Origin of the sequence: Brevibacillus sp. BC25 (assembly GCF_000282075.1) — a bacterium.
Lineage (GTDB): Bacteria > Bacillota > Bacilli > Brevibacillales > Brevibacillaceae > Brevibacillus.
The window spans coordinates 1-15733 of record NZ_AKIX01000081.1 but is presented as its reverse complement, the minus strand read 5'-3'; the positions used below and the strand labels follow the sequence as shown (position 1 = coordinate 15733).

At 49.2% G+C, this 15733-nt stretch carries 14 protein-coding genes and 1 pseudogene; 9 read left to right on the top strand and 6 right to left on the bottom strand.

Going from position 1 to position 15733, the window contains the following annotated elements; genetic code table 11:
* From PMI05_RS20920 to PMI05_RS20905, 4 genes and pseudogenes are all read left to right on the top strand, one after another.
* Nucleotides 1-638: pseudogene (locus PMI05_RS20920) on the top strand (UDP-N-acetylglucosamine diphosphorylase/glucosamine-1-phosphate N-acetyltransferase); the annotation flags it as partial.
* Between the two features lie 47 nt (nt 639-685).
* The gene (locus PMI05_RS20915; RefSeq protein WP_238543337.1) at nt 686-1552 is read left to right on the top strand and encodes a hypothetical protein; all 867 of its coding nucleotides are present in this window, start codon (nt 686-688) and stop codon (nt 1550-1552) included.
* Between the two features lie 3 nt (nt 1553-1555).
* Entirely contained in the window at nt 1556-3235 is a 1680-nt protein-coding gene (locus tag PMI05_RS20910; RefSeq protein WP_007725957.1) for an SGNH/GDSL hydrolase family protein, read from the top strand.
* Between the two features lie 61 nt (nt 3236-3296).
* Entirely contained in the window at nt 3297-3803 is a 507-nt protein-coding gene (locus PMI05_RS20905) for a hypothetical protein (RefSeq protein WP_007725956.1), read from the top strand.
* 57 nt (nt 3804-3860) lie between these two features.
* Here PMI05_RS20905 and PMI05_RS20900 read toward each other — a convergent pair whose 3' ends face one another.
* Nucleotides 3861-4682 (bottom strand): hypothetical protein, encoded by an 822-nt coding sequence (locus PMI05_RS20900; RefSeq protein ID WP_007725955.1) that lies wholly within the window; start codon nt 4680-4682, stop codon nt 3861-3863.
* A gap of 124 nt (nt 4683-4806) precedes the next feature.
* On the opposite strand from PMI05_RS20900, the gene PMI05_RS30765 reads away from it, so the two are divergent.
* Entirely contained in the window at nt 4807-4995 is a 189-nt protein-coding gene (locus PMI05_RS30765; protein ID WP_157230928.1) for a hypothetical protein, read from the top strand.
* A 24-nt stretch (nt 4996-5019) separates the two neighbouring features.
* Here the strand turns inward: PMI05_RS30765 and PMI05_RS20895 are convergent, their stop codons facing one another.
* Genes PMI05_RS20895 through PMI05_RS20880 form a run of 4 tightly spaced genes read right to left on the bottom strand, consistent with a single transcriptional unit; the run spans nt 5020 to nt 10288 of the window.
* Nucleotides 5020-6327: a YheC/YheD family protein gene (locus PMI05_RS20895; RefSeq protein WP_007725951.1), complete on the bottom strand. Its 1308-nt coding sequence runs from the start codon at nt 6325-6327 to the stop codon at nt 5020-5022.
* 41 nt (nt 6328-6368) lie between these two features.
* The gene (locus PMI05_RS20890) at nt 6369-7745 is read right to left on the bottom strand and encodes a YheC/YheD family protein (protein ID WP_007725950.1); all 1377 of its coding nucleotides are present in this window, start codon (nt 7743-7745) and stop codon (nt 6369-6371) included.
* Nucleotides 7746-7748: 3 nt separating this feature from the next.
* A complete protein-coding gene (locus PMI05_RS20885; RefSeq protein WP_007725948.1) occupies nt 7749-8837 on the bottom strand; it encodes a YheC/YheD family protein in 1089 nt (362 codons plus the stop codon).
* A gap of 5 nt (nt 8838-8842) precedes the next feature.
* The gene (locus PMI05_RS20880) at nt 8843-10288 is read right to left on the bottom strand and encodes a YheC/YheD family protein (protein ID WP_007725947.1); all 1446 of its coding nucleotides are present in this window, start codon (nt 10286-10288) and stop codon (nt 8843-8845) included.
* A gap of 91 nt (nt 10289-10379) precedes the next feature.
* On the opposite strand from PMI05_RS20880, the gene PMI05_RS20875 reads away from it, so the two are divergent.
* From PMI05_RS20875 to PMI05_RS20860, 3 genes are all read left to right on the top strand, one after another.
* Entirely contained in the window at nt 10380-11537 is a 1158-nt protein-coding gene (locus PMI05_RS20875) for a DUF445 domain-containing protein (protein ID WP_007725945.1), read from the top strand.
* A gap of 395 nt (nt 11538-11932) precedes the next feature.
* On the top strand, nt 11933-13243 hold the full coding sequence (locus PMI05_RS20870; protein WP_007725944.1) for a DRTGG domain-containing protein: 1311 nt from the start codon (nt 11933-11935) through the stop codon (nt 13241-13243).
* Between the two features lie 687 nt (nt 13244-13930).
* Nucleotides 13931-14560 (top strand): metalloregulator ArsR/SmtB family transcription factor, encoded by a 630-nt coding sequence (locus PMI05_RS20860; RefSeq protein ID WP_007725943.1) that lies wholly within the window; start codon nt 13931-13933, stop codon nt 14558-14560.
* Between the two features lie 241 nt (nt 14561-14801).
* On the opposite strand, the gene PMI05_RS20855 is transcribed toward PMI05_RS20860, so the two are convergent.
* Nucleotides 14802-15113 carry a YtpI family protein gene (locus PMI05_RS20855; RefSeq protein ID WP_007725942.1) on the bottom strand — a complete coding sequence of 104 codons (312 nt, stop codon included), beginning with the start codon at nt 15111-15113 and terminating at the stop codon, nt 14802-14804.
* 169 nt (nt 15114-15282) lie between these two features.
* On the opposite strand from PMI05_RS20855, the gene PMI05_RS20850 reads away from it, so the two are divergent.
* Nucleotides 15283-15733: PHP domain-containing protein (locus tag PMI05_RS20850; protein WP_007725941.1), on the top strand; the 451-nt coding region annotated here is incomplete at its 3' end.

Here is a 15733-nt window from a genome sequence, read left to right as displayed (position 1 = left end):
CCGCCATTGTGGACGAGCCTACAGGCTATGGCAGGATCATTCGCGACGAGAACGGCGATGTCCGAAAAATTATCGAGGAAAAAGACGCGACCTTGGGACAAAAAAAGGTGAATGAGATCAGTACCGGAATCTTTTGCTTCGACAATCAAAAGCTGTTTTCAATGCTGCCGATGGTCTCAAATGAAAACGCGCAAGGGGAGTTTTACTTGCCGGACGTTCTGGGGCTTTTGCAAGAGCAAGGTCATTTGGTAGCGGCGTTTGCAACGGATGATCCCGAAGAAGGCAATGGCGTCAATGATCGTGTGCAGCTCGCTGATTTGGAACAGCTAATGCGCAAGCGAATCAACGATTTCCATATGCGAAACGGAGTTACGATGATAGACCCGAGCTCGACATACATCGATTCGGACGTAATGATCGGGCGTGATACGGTGCTCTATCCGGGAACCTGCCTTTTTGGCGAAACACAGATTGGTGAAGGCTGCCAAATCGGGCCGCATGCGCTGATCAAAAACAAGAGCATCGAGGATTACACGAGAATTCAACCGTTTTCAGCGGTTGACGGCAGTACGTTTGGTGAGCGGGCTTTTGCTGGAGTGGGAGCGACGACACAACAGTACGGTATCGACCAGCACTGATGCAGGTATTTCGTCGATATAGCTGGCTTTGGATAGCGCTGCTCCTTGTGACAGTGGCTTCGATCATCATGTTGTCGTTGGCAAACACCCGCTCCGCCCTGACAAAAGCAACCTGGATATGGGATGCCAAGCAAATGGAGACCCAAACCGATGAAATGATCGAGTTTGCCGAGAAAAACGACATCAACCTAATCTATCTTCACGTTGAACCAGCAGCAGTTGCGCCTCAGACGTATCGTACCTTCATTAAAAAAGCCAACCAAGCAGGCATCAAGGTAGAGGCGCTTGGCGGTGACCCAAATTGGGCGTTAACCGCGAATCGCCAGAGCATCGATGATCTCATCTCCTGGGTGAAGGCGTTCAATCGCAATGCCAAGTCAGATGAACGATTCTCGGGGATTCACGTTGATATCGAGCCGTATTTGTTGCCAGCATGGAAGGAAGACCAGGCAGAAATCGTCCGGCAATGGCTGAAAAATGTCAGCTATCTGGCAGCAGAGACGAAGAAGGACACGGATCTCGCTGTCGGTGCCGACTTGCCTTTTTGGATCGACTCCGTAAACGTTCCTGGCAGTGATGAGAAAGTGAGCAACTGGATGGTACAGCGACTCGACAGTATTACGTTAATGGCCTACCGCAATCAAGCCCTTGGGCAAAATGGGATCATCGAAATAGTAGAAAAGATCGTCGATGATGCCAATGTACACAAAAAAGGGTCGGTTATCGTAGGCGTCAACATCATGGAAACGATGGAAGGCGCTCATGTGAGCTTTTATGAAGAAGGCACTGAAGAGATGAACAACCAGTTGGCCATTTTACAAGAGGAGCTGTCAAACAATCCGGCGTTTGCGGGAAGTGCGATCCATGATTACGAGAGCTGGAAGCACGCAAGTCAACGAGAGGAGCAACTTTGACGAATGAAAGCTGCGCGCATCTATTTGAGTGTTCTCTGCCTGACGGTCGGCTTTCTGTTCGGCTTTTCCCCCGCGGAGAAGAAGAGTAAAGCAACGTGGATCTGGCAATCCGAAATGATCGGGAGAGAGAAACAAGAGATTCTCGATTTCTGCAAAAGTAACGATATTAATCTCGTCTACTTGCGAATTGAGATGAACAAGCCCTATGATTACTACCGCGATTTTATCCGCGAAGCGACTGAGATGGGAATCGAGGTTCACGCGGTAGCTGGCCATCCGGCATGGGCACTCAAAAGCAATGAAAAGCGAATGATGAATATCGTCCACTGGGTAAAAAGCTACAACCGTGAAGCGGCGAAGAATGAGCGAATTCGCGGGATTCAGTTAGACATCGAGCCGTATCTCCTGCCGTTTTGGGAGGACGATCAAAAGCGGATTATCCGTGAATGGCAAGCCAATGTGCAGGCGTTCACAGCCGAGGTGTCAAAAGATCAGGATTTGGTTGCCAGTGCAGCCATTCCATTTTGGCTGGACGATATTCCCGTTCCGGGACAAGAAGAGATGTCCTTGTCCAAATGGATGATCAGCCAGTTTGATACGGTATGTATCATGGCGTATCGTGACACACTTTCCGGTCAAAACGGCATCCTGAACTTGATTGATCAGGAAATGAAGGAAGCGGATGAATTAGAGACGCGTGTCTTGGTTGCTGTAAATATGAAGCCGCTTGATGATGACCACGCTTCTTTTGCAGAGGAAGGCCCAGCTCTCATGAAACAGCAATTAGAGCAATTGCCTGCACATTTGGCACAGCATCCGTCCTTCTCTGGTGTCGCGATCCACGATTATCGCTCCTGGAAGGAGGCGACTCCACTGCCCCCGGTAACGAAGCAACGTTACAAAGGTACCTACATATGGCGTGCAGAATTGATTGGCACGGAAAAGGAGGAAATTCTCTCCTTTGCGGAACAAAACGGGGTGAATCTACTCTATGTTCGGCTTGATTTGGAGCAGCCGACTTCCTATTATCGCGAATTCGTGAGAGAGGCTCGTGAGGCGGGTATCGAGGTTCATGCGATGGGCGGTCATCCGATTTGGGCGATGTCTGAAAATCGGAGCAAGATCATGAAGCTCGTGAATTGGGTGAAAGACTACAATGAATCTGTTTCGACTGTAGAGCAATTTCACGGCATTCACTTAGATATCGAGCCGTATGTCCTTCCAGTCTGGCGAGAGGATAAAGAGGCAGTCTTGCGCCAGTGGATGGGCAACATCGAAGCATTTGTCGAGGAGACCAAGGACGGGACTTCCTTGGAAGCGAGCGTCGATCTCGCTGCATGGCTGGACAAGACACCGACTCCAGGTCAGCCCGAATTGCCGTTTTCGCATTGGATGATCAAACAGCTTGATCATACGACCTTGATGGCTTTTCGTGATCGGGCTCCTGGCATTATCGGCTTGGTTGAAAATCAGATGAAGTACGCAGAGAGCCTCCAGAAAAAGCTGGTCGTCGCCGTGGAGACGAAAGAGAGCCACGAAGGGAACGGGATCACCTTTTACGAGGAAGGCATGGGCGAAATGGATCGGCAGCTGGATCTGGTGACAAAAGCGCTGGATCGATACTCCTCTTATTGGGGGCTTGCCATTCATGCTTATGACTACTGGAAAAACGGGAAAGAGTAGGCTGCCTGCACCATTGTTGTACAATAGAAGAAAACGAGCGTCGGAAAGAGGAGAACAAGCCATGCTAGATGTGCAAAACCGACATCGAAATCTTCCGCAGCGTACGCCAGAGATGTTGTACAACGTGGTGCGCAAGTTTTACCGTGGAGCAGCCAGTCATTTTGACCTGATTCAGGAGAAAAAGCAGGAAGCACGTGCAGCCTTGGCAGCTGGTGACCACGACAAAATCCGTGCAGCCGTACACACGTTATTTTTGGAGTTCCATTTTTATGTGACCTGCTGGCTCCAGATTGAGCTTGCCCTGTATCGGCTGGCGAGTCAGGATGAACGCCTTGTGCAAGTGATGGAGAGATATCGACCATCGTTGGAAAAGCATGTAGCGGTACGGCAACTGCTGGATCAGACGGAGGCGTGTGTGGAGGCGCAGTTTCAACCAACCGGGGATGGATGGTCCTGCGTGCAGAAGGATGTCTACGTGTTTGGTAGCATCATTTTTACAGTGGATGAAGAGAGTCTGCAAGATTTGCATGCCGTGTATCAGGCGATTTGGGAAAATGCAGATCGCTAAACGATCACTCATAACAAAAAGCGTGACCGTCGCGATGGATGGTCACGCTTTTCTCATTTAGAAAGTGCCAGGGAAAATGGAGCCTGTGTGAGGAGCCATCTGGCCTGGGGTGTTCAATTGGTGAACCTCTTGTGTGTTCGTGCCTGCAAAGCCGGGAGAGAAGATCGATTGTGCTCCTGCGCTAGCCTGATTGCTGTACGCCTGATTGGCATATGCCTGTGGCTGCAGCTGAGGTTGCAGCTGCTGACCTTGTTGCGCTTGCATGCCATAGCCAGTGTTATTCAACTGGCGAACTTCCTGGACATTGGTATTGGCAAAGCCAGGCGCAAAAATACTGCCAGTCATCGCTGGTGGATACGCTGCTTGATTCGTATAGCCAGCTTGTCCTCCGTAGCCGCTATAGCCAACTTGATTGCGGGCTTGAACCTCTTGAACATTTGTGCCGGCAAAGCCCGGAGAGAAAATGGAGCCTTGTCCAACCGATTGCTGATAAGAAGGCTGTGCCTGCATGTAGCCAGCTTGCGGGCCTTGTGCATAGCCTGCGAATTGATTTTGCATGGACTGAAGCGCTTGATTTTGCCCATAGCCATATTGCTGTTGTTGTTGTTGTTGAGGATAGCCAGTCTGATTGAGCTGTCTTACTTCCTGGACATTGGTATTTGCAAAACCTGGGGAGAAAATCGATTGTGCCCCACCGGAGGACATACCCAATGAAGGAGTTCCGATGGATTGGGCATGACCGCCGTGATTCCAATGCTGCACTTCTTGTACGTTTGTTCCGGCGAATCCTTGTTGGAACATAGCACCTGCAGGGCTCATTGCTCCAAAAAATTGCGGTTGTTGTTGGGATTGCATCATATTGTTAAGTATATGGGTCATGGTTAAGACCACCTCCATGGAGTATTTTTTCCAAGGTTGATCAGGTCATGCATCCGATAACGAAAAAAACATGCCGGAGTCTAAACGGCATGTTCCTTTAGATCAAAATGTGTGACTTGCCTCATTGTTCAGTGCTACCCGCACGTACAGCCAGCATGCCGATTCACCTATTGCGGTAGCGTTTATCTACAATCAGGAAGGATTGACCCATTATGAGCCAACAGCCTGGGGGTCAATCGCGTCAGCCAGTCGTTCGTTGGGTGATGCGCCGTTCCCCTTCCTGACGGGCAAATCGCACCAAGGTCGTCTGTGAATCAGCTAGTGCTGTTCGACTCCCTTATCCTGCGGCATTCCCTCGCTTGCTTTGCAAGTGGGAGACATGCTGTGCGTAGTGGATCAAATTCGCTAACGATAAGCTTCGAATCGATGGTTCATCGAATTTCTCCGGCTTTGCATTCGCTTCAAAGAGCCAGAGCTTTCCTTCTTCTGTCAAGCCAAGGTCCATCGACATCTCAGCCAAATCCGTCCATTCTGCATTTAATGATCGTGCGATGGCGAGTGACGTATCGTGAATGTGTCTTTCCATTTGCTCGTGATTATTAGTAAACAAGGCTTGCGTAACGGTTGATAACGAGTGGATCGAGCCGCCGCGTGGCACATGAGTGGTGATGCTTTGCGAGCCAGACCTTCTGATACCAACCCCGGTTACGCTCCATTCGCCCTCACCATCTTTCTGTACGAGGACACGCACATCAAAAGGTTTGCCGTTGTAACGGGCACGACGGATACCTTGCTGCATGATGTACTTCTGCTGTTTGACATGGAGTCTAATATGCTTCCATACGTCATTCAAATTGGAAAAGCGGCGAGTAATGGCCTTTTGCTCCTTTAACCGTTGCAGGAACCACTTATCGTTTTTGAAATCAATGCGCATAATTCCCTGACCAGCTCTACCGCGCACAGGTTTCAAGTAGACAAAGCGATGTTCAGTGCAAAAGCTTCGAAAGCGAGCCAAGGTGTCCAGCTTTTTCGTATCCGGTAGAAAATCTTGCACTTCCAGGTGGGATTCAAGCATCGTAAAAAGCTGTTGCTTGTCAAAAAAGGCACGATTAAACAATGTGACATTTGGCATCTCATGAATGCGGTTCAATGCTCTTCGGACTTCAGGTCGCCGTTCTGCTTTTCTCGTCGGAATTCGGTTGTAAACCACATGGGGGAAAGGTAGAATCACCTCTTGCCACGTGTTTAGACGATTGTTGTACAAATAGCCGCGCACCTTTTTCTTCTCCCAATTGATTCCTTGCGGAGTGAACACATATACGAGTGCACCCCATTGCTTTCCCGATTGAGTAATATCCTTGAAGTTCTCGCGATTTCCTAAAAATGTTGCCCCTTCACCAACGGTCAATATGCCAAATAATGGGCCAAGCTTCAGGGAGTCGTCCGCCATTTTCCAGTTAATGCGTGTACGAATACGGCTTGCTTGCACGCGGGGTAAACCAGCGTATATCCGTTTCGTATGAGAAAAGGGACCGAGACTGGCGACCAGTGGCTTTGGCGAGCGTTTAAGGACTAGCCGAGGTAACTGTACGAACCATCTACCGCTAGGGAGGATCGTCAGCCACCCGGAGCGCTGCTGAAGCATGGTGTTCCTCCTTCCTGAAAAACGGTACAGATCGCGTGCGACTAGAAATTGGCCAAGTAACAGCTATAATCGACGAGCAACTTGCGTGATTCGTGATCAGCCTCCCTGAGTCGGGCGTGCTTGAATATAGAACGGCCAGGCTTGGAATTCGCTTCGAACATCCAGACATGGCCTTGCGTATCAATCCCCATGTCCAGCCCCAATTCTCCTAAATCAATCCCTTTTGCCAGTTCGATTGCGGTAGCGAGTCGGATCGACGCGTCAGAAATGCGCTGAGTCATGAGGGGTTTTTGTTTGCCAAACAGGTGCTGCAACAGGTCATCGCCGGGGATGACAGTTCCACCCGTGCGTACGTGGGTAGTTACGCTGCCAGAACCGGCAACCTTGGCTGCCGTGCAGGAGACGACCCACTCGTTTTGCTGATTTTTATGCAAGTGAACACGGAAATCAAACGGTCGTCCATGGAATGTCATGAGCGAAATGCCCTGTTGTGCCAGATACGCACTGACGCGACGACTGCGGAAGACATGCTGATAAAGGCTGGACAGCTTGGAAAATTGTTTTTTTACATTGCCGCTGCCTGTATGATAGGAGGCAGTAAAGCCACCGCCTGCCTGGCGAACCACTTTGACAATACCGTACCCGAGACTTCCATTTTTGGGCTTCAAATAAACGATAGGGTATTTACGCAGCAAGTCTCGAACCGTTGTAAGGGAAGGAGAGGTATAAGTCTCCGGGATATGCTCATTCACTTCTGGATTCGGATACAGCAGTTGGTGCACGCCCCATTTGTTGAAAAAGCCCTGATTGAACATTGGTAAATTGGGGTAACTGGCGAGGCGATACTTGAATTCCTGGACGGCTTCATGTTTTTCTGCTGAACGGGAGGGAATACGATCATAGACGACATCGGGCATGGCGGTAACATGCTTTTTCCAAAAGTAGCCGCCTGACTTGCTTCTGCGCAAAAACCACGCTTTGACCGTATTAGATTCCCAGTCCACATCAGTTGGGGAAAATATATAGTAGAAAACGCCTTTCCCTTCTTGAGCTTGTAACAGATTGTAAAAAAACGAGGTGCGAGGGCCAATTGGCTGCTTGGGATCTCGTCTTATGCCAGTCGTAACGATCCCGATTGAAGGACCGATCCGGAGTGCGGATCCTTCTAGTTTGAGCTGGATCAAACCAGGGTGGGGAATGCCCAGCTCCGTTTGCAAGAGTGTCGTCACTTTCATGACGTTCGTATCCGGATTGCGTTTATCTTGTAAGACAGTTGCGACTACTTCCTTTTTACCCAGTAAGACTTTAATTTTTTGGCGTTGCCGTAGCTGTAGCTGTTGGAAGAGAGTAGCTGGCAGGATAATCCCACTGATACGGGGGTTGGAAAGGAAGCGAAGCCGCATTCTGAACGTTTCCATGCTTTAACCTCCTACACGCTCTTTCATGAGATAGTGGGCGTAGCGAACAGGCTGAGTAATCGAATGCAGTTGTGCAGTCGGGTCGTCAATCATGCGAAAAACGGTTCGCCCTGGCCTGCTGTTTACCTCGATGATCCAGACATTACCTGCGGTGTCGATGCCAATATCGATTCCCAGCTCAACGAGTCTGCCGTGTGACTCTTCCAAAAAACGGGGAAGTTCTTCTGCCACTCGGTTGATTGTTTGCTCGATGCGTGCCGCTTTTGCAGATGTGAAGTGAAGGGGCAGGAAAGAGGTCAGAGGTGTTGCTTTCCCTCCTCCGTGCAAATTGGAGGTGATACTGCGTTTGTCTCCCAGTCGCACAGCTTTGCCAGTCGTCCCCCATTTACCCAGCCCGTTTTTTTGAACCAGAACACGGACATCGAATGGGGTACCATTCGGGGTATGCAACTCCAAATAGGGCTGTACCAGGAAATTACGGCCGGCAGTAAAGACAGATACAAAACTTTTTAATCCGGCAGTGTCACGAATTCGCCTGGTGAAAGGCTTATTGTCTCGGTTTCGTCCAGAAGCTTCATAGCCACTGCGCATTTCTTTGATTCTCACGACGCCAATACCGTGAGTTCCCGCCATCGGCTTGATGATGGCTGCCCCGTATTTTTGCAAGGTTGCATGGAGCACAGGATATGAGAATATTTCAGTAGGCGGGAGCAGCGGGGCGAGGAGAGGGGACTTAACGAGCATCTGGTGCACCTGCCATTTTCCAGACAGACCATGCCCCAAAAACGTAATGTTGCGATCGTTTTGCAACTTTTCCACAAATGGTTTATAGTGGCGATAAGATGGGCCCACAAAGCAGCGATCATAGATAAAGGCGGGGATTGGGAAGTCTTTCGCGTGCCAGGACCCATTGCGATATTCGTAGCCTTTTACCATTCGGGTGGAAAAGTTAACCTGACGTGGTGAAAAAACGAAGACGCGAATGCCGTGCTTGCGTCCATAGAGCGTAAGCTTTTTGTAGTACCCTTTGTCTACAAAGTGGGAGCCTTGGCACCGGGCCATGATGCCAAGACTTCTCTCGGATGCTGTCATGTAGGTCACCTTCGCCTGTTTTTGTTGCGCTTCGGTCTTCTTTTTATCGTCTTTTGTGGTTGAATGGTCCGGGGAAAACCACTTAGAAAGGCGGAATAATCCAGCATGCGAATGACAGAAGGGCGAGCACGCCGAGGCAGCTCTTCGGCACCCTCAGGCAACGGAACTGTTTTGGCTGTCTTGGATGGCTTGCTGTTGACCTCCAATAGCCACACCCGTCCATGGACATCGACTCCCAGATCAATTCCGAATTCTGCGTACTGCCCAGGCAGTGATTCTTCTAAAAGGATCGCAAGCTTAAGTGCTACTGCGCGTAACGTTTGAGGGGATGGTCGAATCGCGCTCGCCCGTGGTCCACAAACTCGCAGCGCCTGAAGGGGAGTCATCATTTGCCCGCCTCTGGCTATATTGGAAACAATGTGGTTTAATCCCAGTCGAGCTACCATGGAAGTGATGGACCATTCGCCTTTTCGGTCTTTTTGTACCAATACACGAAAATCTGTCGGTCGTCCTTGGATGCCGATTAACTGTAATCCTTGTTGCAGCAAATAGGATGTGCCTTTTGTTCTTTTTTGCAAATACTGATGTAAGCCCTGAATGCTAGCAAATGATTTGCGCAATCCTCCGGGGAACGCGAGCTGATATCCCTCGGGCGAACTGCGAACTCGAATGATCCCGCGCCCCATGCTGCCGTTAGCTGGTTTTGCATAAACGGTGCGATACGTAGATAGCATTTGCCGCAGGTCTTCCTGTTTCAAATAACGAACCATACTAGGAAGATGTTCGGAGGCTGTTGGTTGATTCTCAAGAGCGGCGTGTACATGCCACTTATTCAAAAAACGCTCGTTAAAAAAGGGAATGGAAGCGTCCTTGCAGCGTTGAACCCAGTTGGCCATCTGTTCACTTCGTTCGCGTTGGCGGGATACGAGCCGGTTGTAAATGCATTGCGGAAGCGGAAGTAAGGTTTGTCTCCAGACGCCTCCTCTTCTAACGATGCCGCGCACGATTCCCGCATCCCAGTTGACATCCTGAAGCCGAAATACACAAAGGATACCTCCGCGTTTACGGGTGATATCAGACATCTCCTGGAAGAAAGAGTTTAGGTGTCCAAACGGTGCTTGCGAGAACGCTGCATTGTAGGTCGAAACAAGAACACCTACATACGGTCCGAAAACGATTGTTTTCTGACTCGCATCATAACGGACTAAGAGTGGAACGCCCCTGGGCAGATAAAGTGATTGAGCTAAAGATGGTCGTATGAAGGTTTTACCCGAGGTTTTGCCTCCCCGTTCCCAACTGCCTACGCGTGCGGAAACGGTTTTGCTCCCAAATTGAACTGCAAGGGTGGACGGTGTTGAAAGATTCCATTTGCGCAAGTGCGCCTGGGGCAGGTTAAGGTCTACTTCCGATATTATCTCGTTTTCAACAACGATTGTTGGAACGTAGGACATGAGTATCCCCTTCCCATCAGGCAAAGTTAGTCTATGGTATGAGCATCCAAAACGTTTGGTGCCATGTAGAGAAGAGAGGTTGTTAGGATTTATGAACGCTTGGATACTATTAGTGAATATGGCAATAGGCTCTGTCATCGGTGGAGTGACGAATGATTTAGCCATCCGAATGCTATTTAAACCAGTAAAACCGTGGTATATAGGCAGATGGAAAGTGCCTTTTACTCCGGGATTGATTCCGAGAAGACGGGACGATATCGCGATACAAATGGGCAGACTCGTCGAAGAACATTTGCTGACGACAGAGGGGGTCAAGCGTGCGCTGACCCAGAGTGGTTTGGAGAGCACACTGACAGGATGGATGAACACCATCGCTCGCGACTGGATGACAGATGAGCGTAGTCTACGTCAAGCATTGCTCACGGTGATGCCACAGTTATTTAAGGAAGACGGAACGTGGAGTGAGGGTGTCCGCGCGCCTATCGAGGCGAAATGGGGTACTTTTGTTGAACAGGTTCTGGCACAATATGAAGAGAAAAAACTGCGAGAGTTGGTTACGGACAACGGACGCGAGCGTCTGGATGCTGCACTTGGCAGTGTGAGCGAACTGCTCTTGAAACGTTTCCGCGAATATTTACATTCCCCGGAAGGCCAGCAAACCTTGCAAAACATGGTTCGCGGATTGCTCGGTGGAGGCGGGGGCATGTTTGGTGGCTTGGTCGGGATGTTTCTTGGGGATGACAAGATTTTGGGCAAGATTCTCCCGTATCTCGATGAGCTTTTGCAAAGCAGAGAGCTTTCGGAGCGCGTGCATTACTTTTTGCATAAGGAAGCGGACAAGCTCTTGGACAAAAATGTGGGCGAAGTGGTTGCCTGGATTGGGCGAGATCAAGTGGACGACTGGGCGCGGAAGCTTTTTGCCAAGTTGGAGGAGCAAAGCCTGCGGATCGTGGACGAGCCTCTGTCTCGTTTGACAGCGCCTTTTTCTGAGACGGTGACAACGGAACTCGTTCCTCGTTTGGCAAAGTGGATGGTGGACACGCTGCAACAAAACATAGAGAGAATATTTTCGCGCCTGACCATCCGGGATATTGTTACCCGGCAAGTAGAGGGTTTCCCGATTGAAAGAATTGAAGAGATGGTAGTCGGGATCTCAGGCAAGGAATTCCGCATGATTACCGTGCTCGGATTTATCCTTGGCGGGATGATTGGGCTCATCCAAGGATTATTGGCAAACTTCATCGGCTAAGAAAAAGGAAGTTCAAAAAGTCGTCTTTTGATCACGTAGTAGTTATGAAAGTCTGATCGACATCGAAAGAGGTGTTCACCTTCAAAGTCCGGTGCTCATGTAGATTCCCTACACTCCGCTCCTCCTTTTTCAGGTTCTCACCACTATCTCGGTGCTGAAAAGCCGACTTTTTGAACACGTACTAAAACTGAAAAGAAACTGTAACTGTGTTGTAATAATCCTGTAATATTCCTTGGGTATGATAAAAGCACGATGAAAACCCCCTTAATGATATACTTTCTGGTCGGTAGCTTTTGAAAAAGCTACCCTTTTTTTTTGCCCCGCCTTCGGGTATATTGGTCGAAGGAGCGCACGTACATGGAACGGGTGGGAGAAAAGGAAGGGGGAATAGCAATATGGCAACGAAACATGAACAAATCTTGCAACATATTGATCGCCTTCCGATCGGTTCGAAGATTTCCGTGCGGCAGATCGCGAAAGACCTGGATGTGAGTGAAGGGACTGCATACCGCGCGATCAAGGAAGCGGAAACACAAGGATACGTCAGCACGATTGAGCGTGTCGGTACGGTGAGAATCGAGAAGAAGCAAAAGGAAAATATTGAACGTTTGACCTTTGCGGAGGTTGTGAACATCGTCGATGGTCATGTGCAAGCCGGACGTGAAGGCTTACACAAGACCTTGAATAAATTTGTAATAGGAGCCATGCAGCTCGAAGCCATGATGCGCTATATCGATGCCGGAAGTCTCTTGATTGTCGGTAACCGCTATCAGGCGCACAAAATCGCTTTGCAGCAAGGGGCTGCTGTGTTAATTACCGGGGGATTCGATACAAGCGAGGAAATCAAGCAGCTGGCTGACCGCTTAGCACTGCCAATCATCTCCTCCAGCTACGATTCCTTTACGGTAGCATCGATGATTAACCGGGCCATTTACGATCGCCTCATCAAAAAGGAAATCGTAATGGTAGAGGATATTTTGAAGCCGCTTGCAGAAACGCCTGTCTTATTGACATCAGATTCTGTTGCCAAGTGGCATCAGTATACGGAACTGTATCAGGACACGAGATTCCCCGTCGTTGACGAGCAGATGCGCCTGATCGGAATTGTTACCTCTAAAGACATCATCGGTCACGAGGAAACTGCGACGATCGATAAGGTCATGACCAAGAACCCGATTACGACCTCGCCACGGGTATCCGTAGCGTCATCTGCGCACACCATGGTGTGGGAAGGAATCGAGCTTTTGCCTGTCGTAGACAACCATCGCAAGCTCGTTGGAGTCTTGAGCCGCAACGACGTGTTAAAAGCACTGCAATTTACAGCTAAGCAACCACAGATGAGTGAAACGTTCCCGAATCTGATCATGTCCCATTTCCGTGAGGAGCGACAAGCAGATGAGATGATCTATCTGGGTGATGTGAGCCCACAAATGACCAACCATCTCGGTACGATTGCCAGCGGAATCATGACGACGGTCATGGTCGAGGCTGCTTGTAACCTGCTGCGTCATCATCGTCGAGGCGACATGGTACCGGAAAATATTACCGTCTATTTCCTAAAGCCTGTCCAGATGGAAAGTCATATCGAAGTTAAGCCGCGCCTATTGGACATCAGCCGCCGCTTCGGAAAAGTCGAAGTATCCGTATTCCACGGCGATCAGCTCGTGGGGCAGGCTATGATTACTGCGCAAATTATTGAACGTTAAATGAAAGGAACAGTCTCTTTACGACTGTTCTTTTTTATTTCCGGCCGTGGTGAAAGGAAGAAGCGCATTTCCAGTCTACGCTTCGGCCTCCGCCCCGCTGTGGGTTGGGACTGTCCGCTTCGGAATAAATGGCGGGAGCGCTTCAAACGTTGCAGTTTCGAGGAAGTATTCCATAAGTGAAGCTGAAATTCCCCGCCATTTATCCCTACGCTGAGATGGGCTCCAGAGGCGCTTGGACTGGAAATGCGCTTCTTCTACGCAGCTTTTGCAAAAGAGTCTTGAAAGTATTTTTCAGAAAGTAAAAATCATCCTGATTCACTGAAAAACCAGCTACAACGAAGTAAACAGCCGCTTCAAGGAAAAAGGAGAAATAAGCGAGGCTCTTTGGGACACCAGCCGAGGCGCAGTGGAAAAAGGGAAACACGCCTTTAAGCGTCCACCTCTGAACATGCTCCCTGGGAGGACTGCTTTGGACGCGGTTTCCCTTTTTCCACGGAGCCGTACAGGAATGACCCCTATGCAGGGGGCCCAAGAAGCTCGAGCGTTTTCTCCTTTTTCCGCAGCCACCAACAGCAACGGCTAAGGTGTTTTAAACGCCCTCGAATTGACAGGCAAAGAAATCCAATTTATCATCTAATTAGAACGCCATCTAATCAGATCGATTAAATAAAGAAAGGAGCGCCCTTTTTGCAATTAAACCAACTCGTCACCTTTTACAAAGCACTCGGAGACCCGACGCGCGTACGCATTCTCGCGATTTTGGCAAATGGTCCCCTGCACGGACAGGCGTTGGCAGGCAAGCTCGGCGTAACACCTCCCACCATCACCCACCATATGACAAAGCTTCGAGAAGCAGGTGTCGTTTACGAACGTCGTGATAAAAACACCATTTACTTTTACCTGCACGAAGCCAATGTAAAGCGCCAGTCGCAGGCAATCGTGAACGTCATGGAAAAAGCAAAGGATTCGACAGCAGAGGACATTTTTGCGCAAGACAACTCACATGTTCAGAGGAGGCACCAGATGGCAGCGGAAAAAATGCAGGTCATTCGCAGCTTCATTACGCCAGATGGCAAGCTGAAACAAATTCCGTCCCAGCGTAAGAAAAAGCTGATCGTCTTTGAATACATGGTCCGTGGGTTAGAAAAAGACCGCAAATACAAGGAACAAGAGATCAACGAATACATTCGCCAATTCCACGAGGATTATGCTACGATTCGCCGGGAATTCATCATGAATCATTATATGTATCGAGAAGAGGGTATCTATGAGCTGAACCCGGAGGAAATGTGGGCAAAACCCGAAGACCTGCAATAGCAGGAAATCGTTTCCTCCTGAATTGAACAGAAAAAAGGACAACCTTCGGCACTGCCGCTCAGGTTGTCGAAGCAATAGAATGTCACACAAATTCATTATAGCGAGAGATCTATCAGGTTTGTATGATAAACAGCTGGGAATAGAGGAAAAGTATTTCCAGTCAACATTTTCCCAAAAATGAGAAGGCATGCGGAACGCAAAGCTGTTCCCATGCCTTTTTCTTATCGAGGTTTTTGAACACTTATACCCCTTTTTTCAATTCTGCCTGCCAAGCTGTACGATAACGGAAATAATTGCGAGTTCCCAAAAATAGATTCATAGCCCCTACAATCAGCATGATCAGCGCAACGACAATGCGGATCGTATCGAGAGAATCAAAAGTAAACTGATTGATGCCGAACAAAGAAACGAGTATCCCCAATGACACATTCATTTTCCCTAGCAACATACGCGATTCAAGCGGATGGACGCCTCGTCTGCGCGCATGGATACTATAGTAGACGCTGGCTACCAGGGAAGCGAGAACACCGGTCATGTAAAAGGCAGGCCACATATATGGATTCATCCTTTCTAGCCATTCTGGTATTAATCATCCTACCAAAATCAGGGGAGAACGGTCAAATACAAGCGGGAACATTTGTTCTTAACGTCCGTATGCGCTATACTTCCGGTATAATGTAAGAGAGAAAGTTTCAATCGTGAAAAGTGAGAGGGGTAATATCATGACCTCCTTTGTCCATTTGCATGTTCATACGGAGTACAGTCTGCTGGACGGAGCAGCACGTATCGATGAGCTAGTGAAGCGAGCCAGCGAATTGGGCATGCACGCACTGGCTATGACAGACCATGCCAATCTGTACGGGGCGATCCCGTTTTATAAAGCTTGTCTGGAGGCAGGCATCCAACCGATTATCGGAATGGAAATATACGTAATAGAAGGAAATCTTCAAGATCGCGTGCGAAATGCACCGCCGCCTAGTCATCTGATCGTTCTCGCTGAAAACGAAATGGGCTACCGGAATCTCCTGAAGCTGGCGACAATCGCGAATACAGACGGCAACTACATTCTTCCGCGTCTCAACAAAGAGGTGCTAACAAAGCATACAGACGGCCTCGTTGCACTGAGCGGCTGCCAGCAAGGGGAAGTAGCCAAGCTGTTACTGGCTGGGGGAA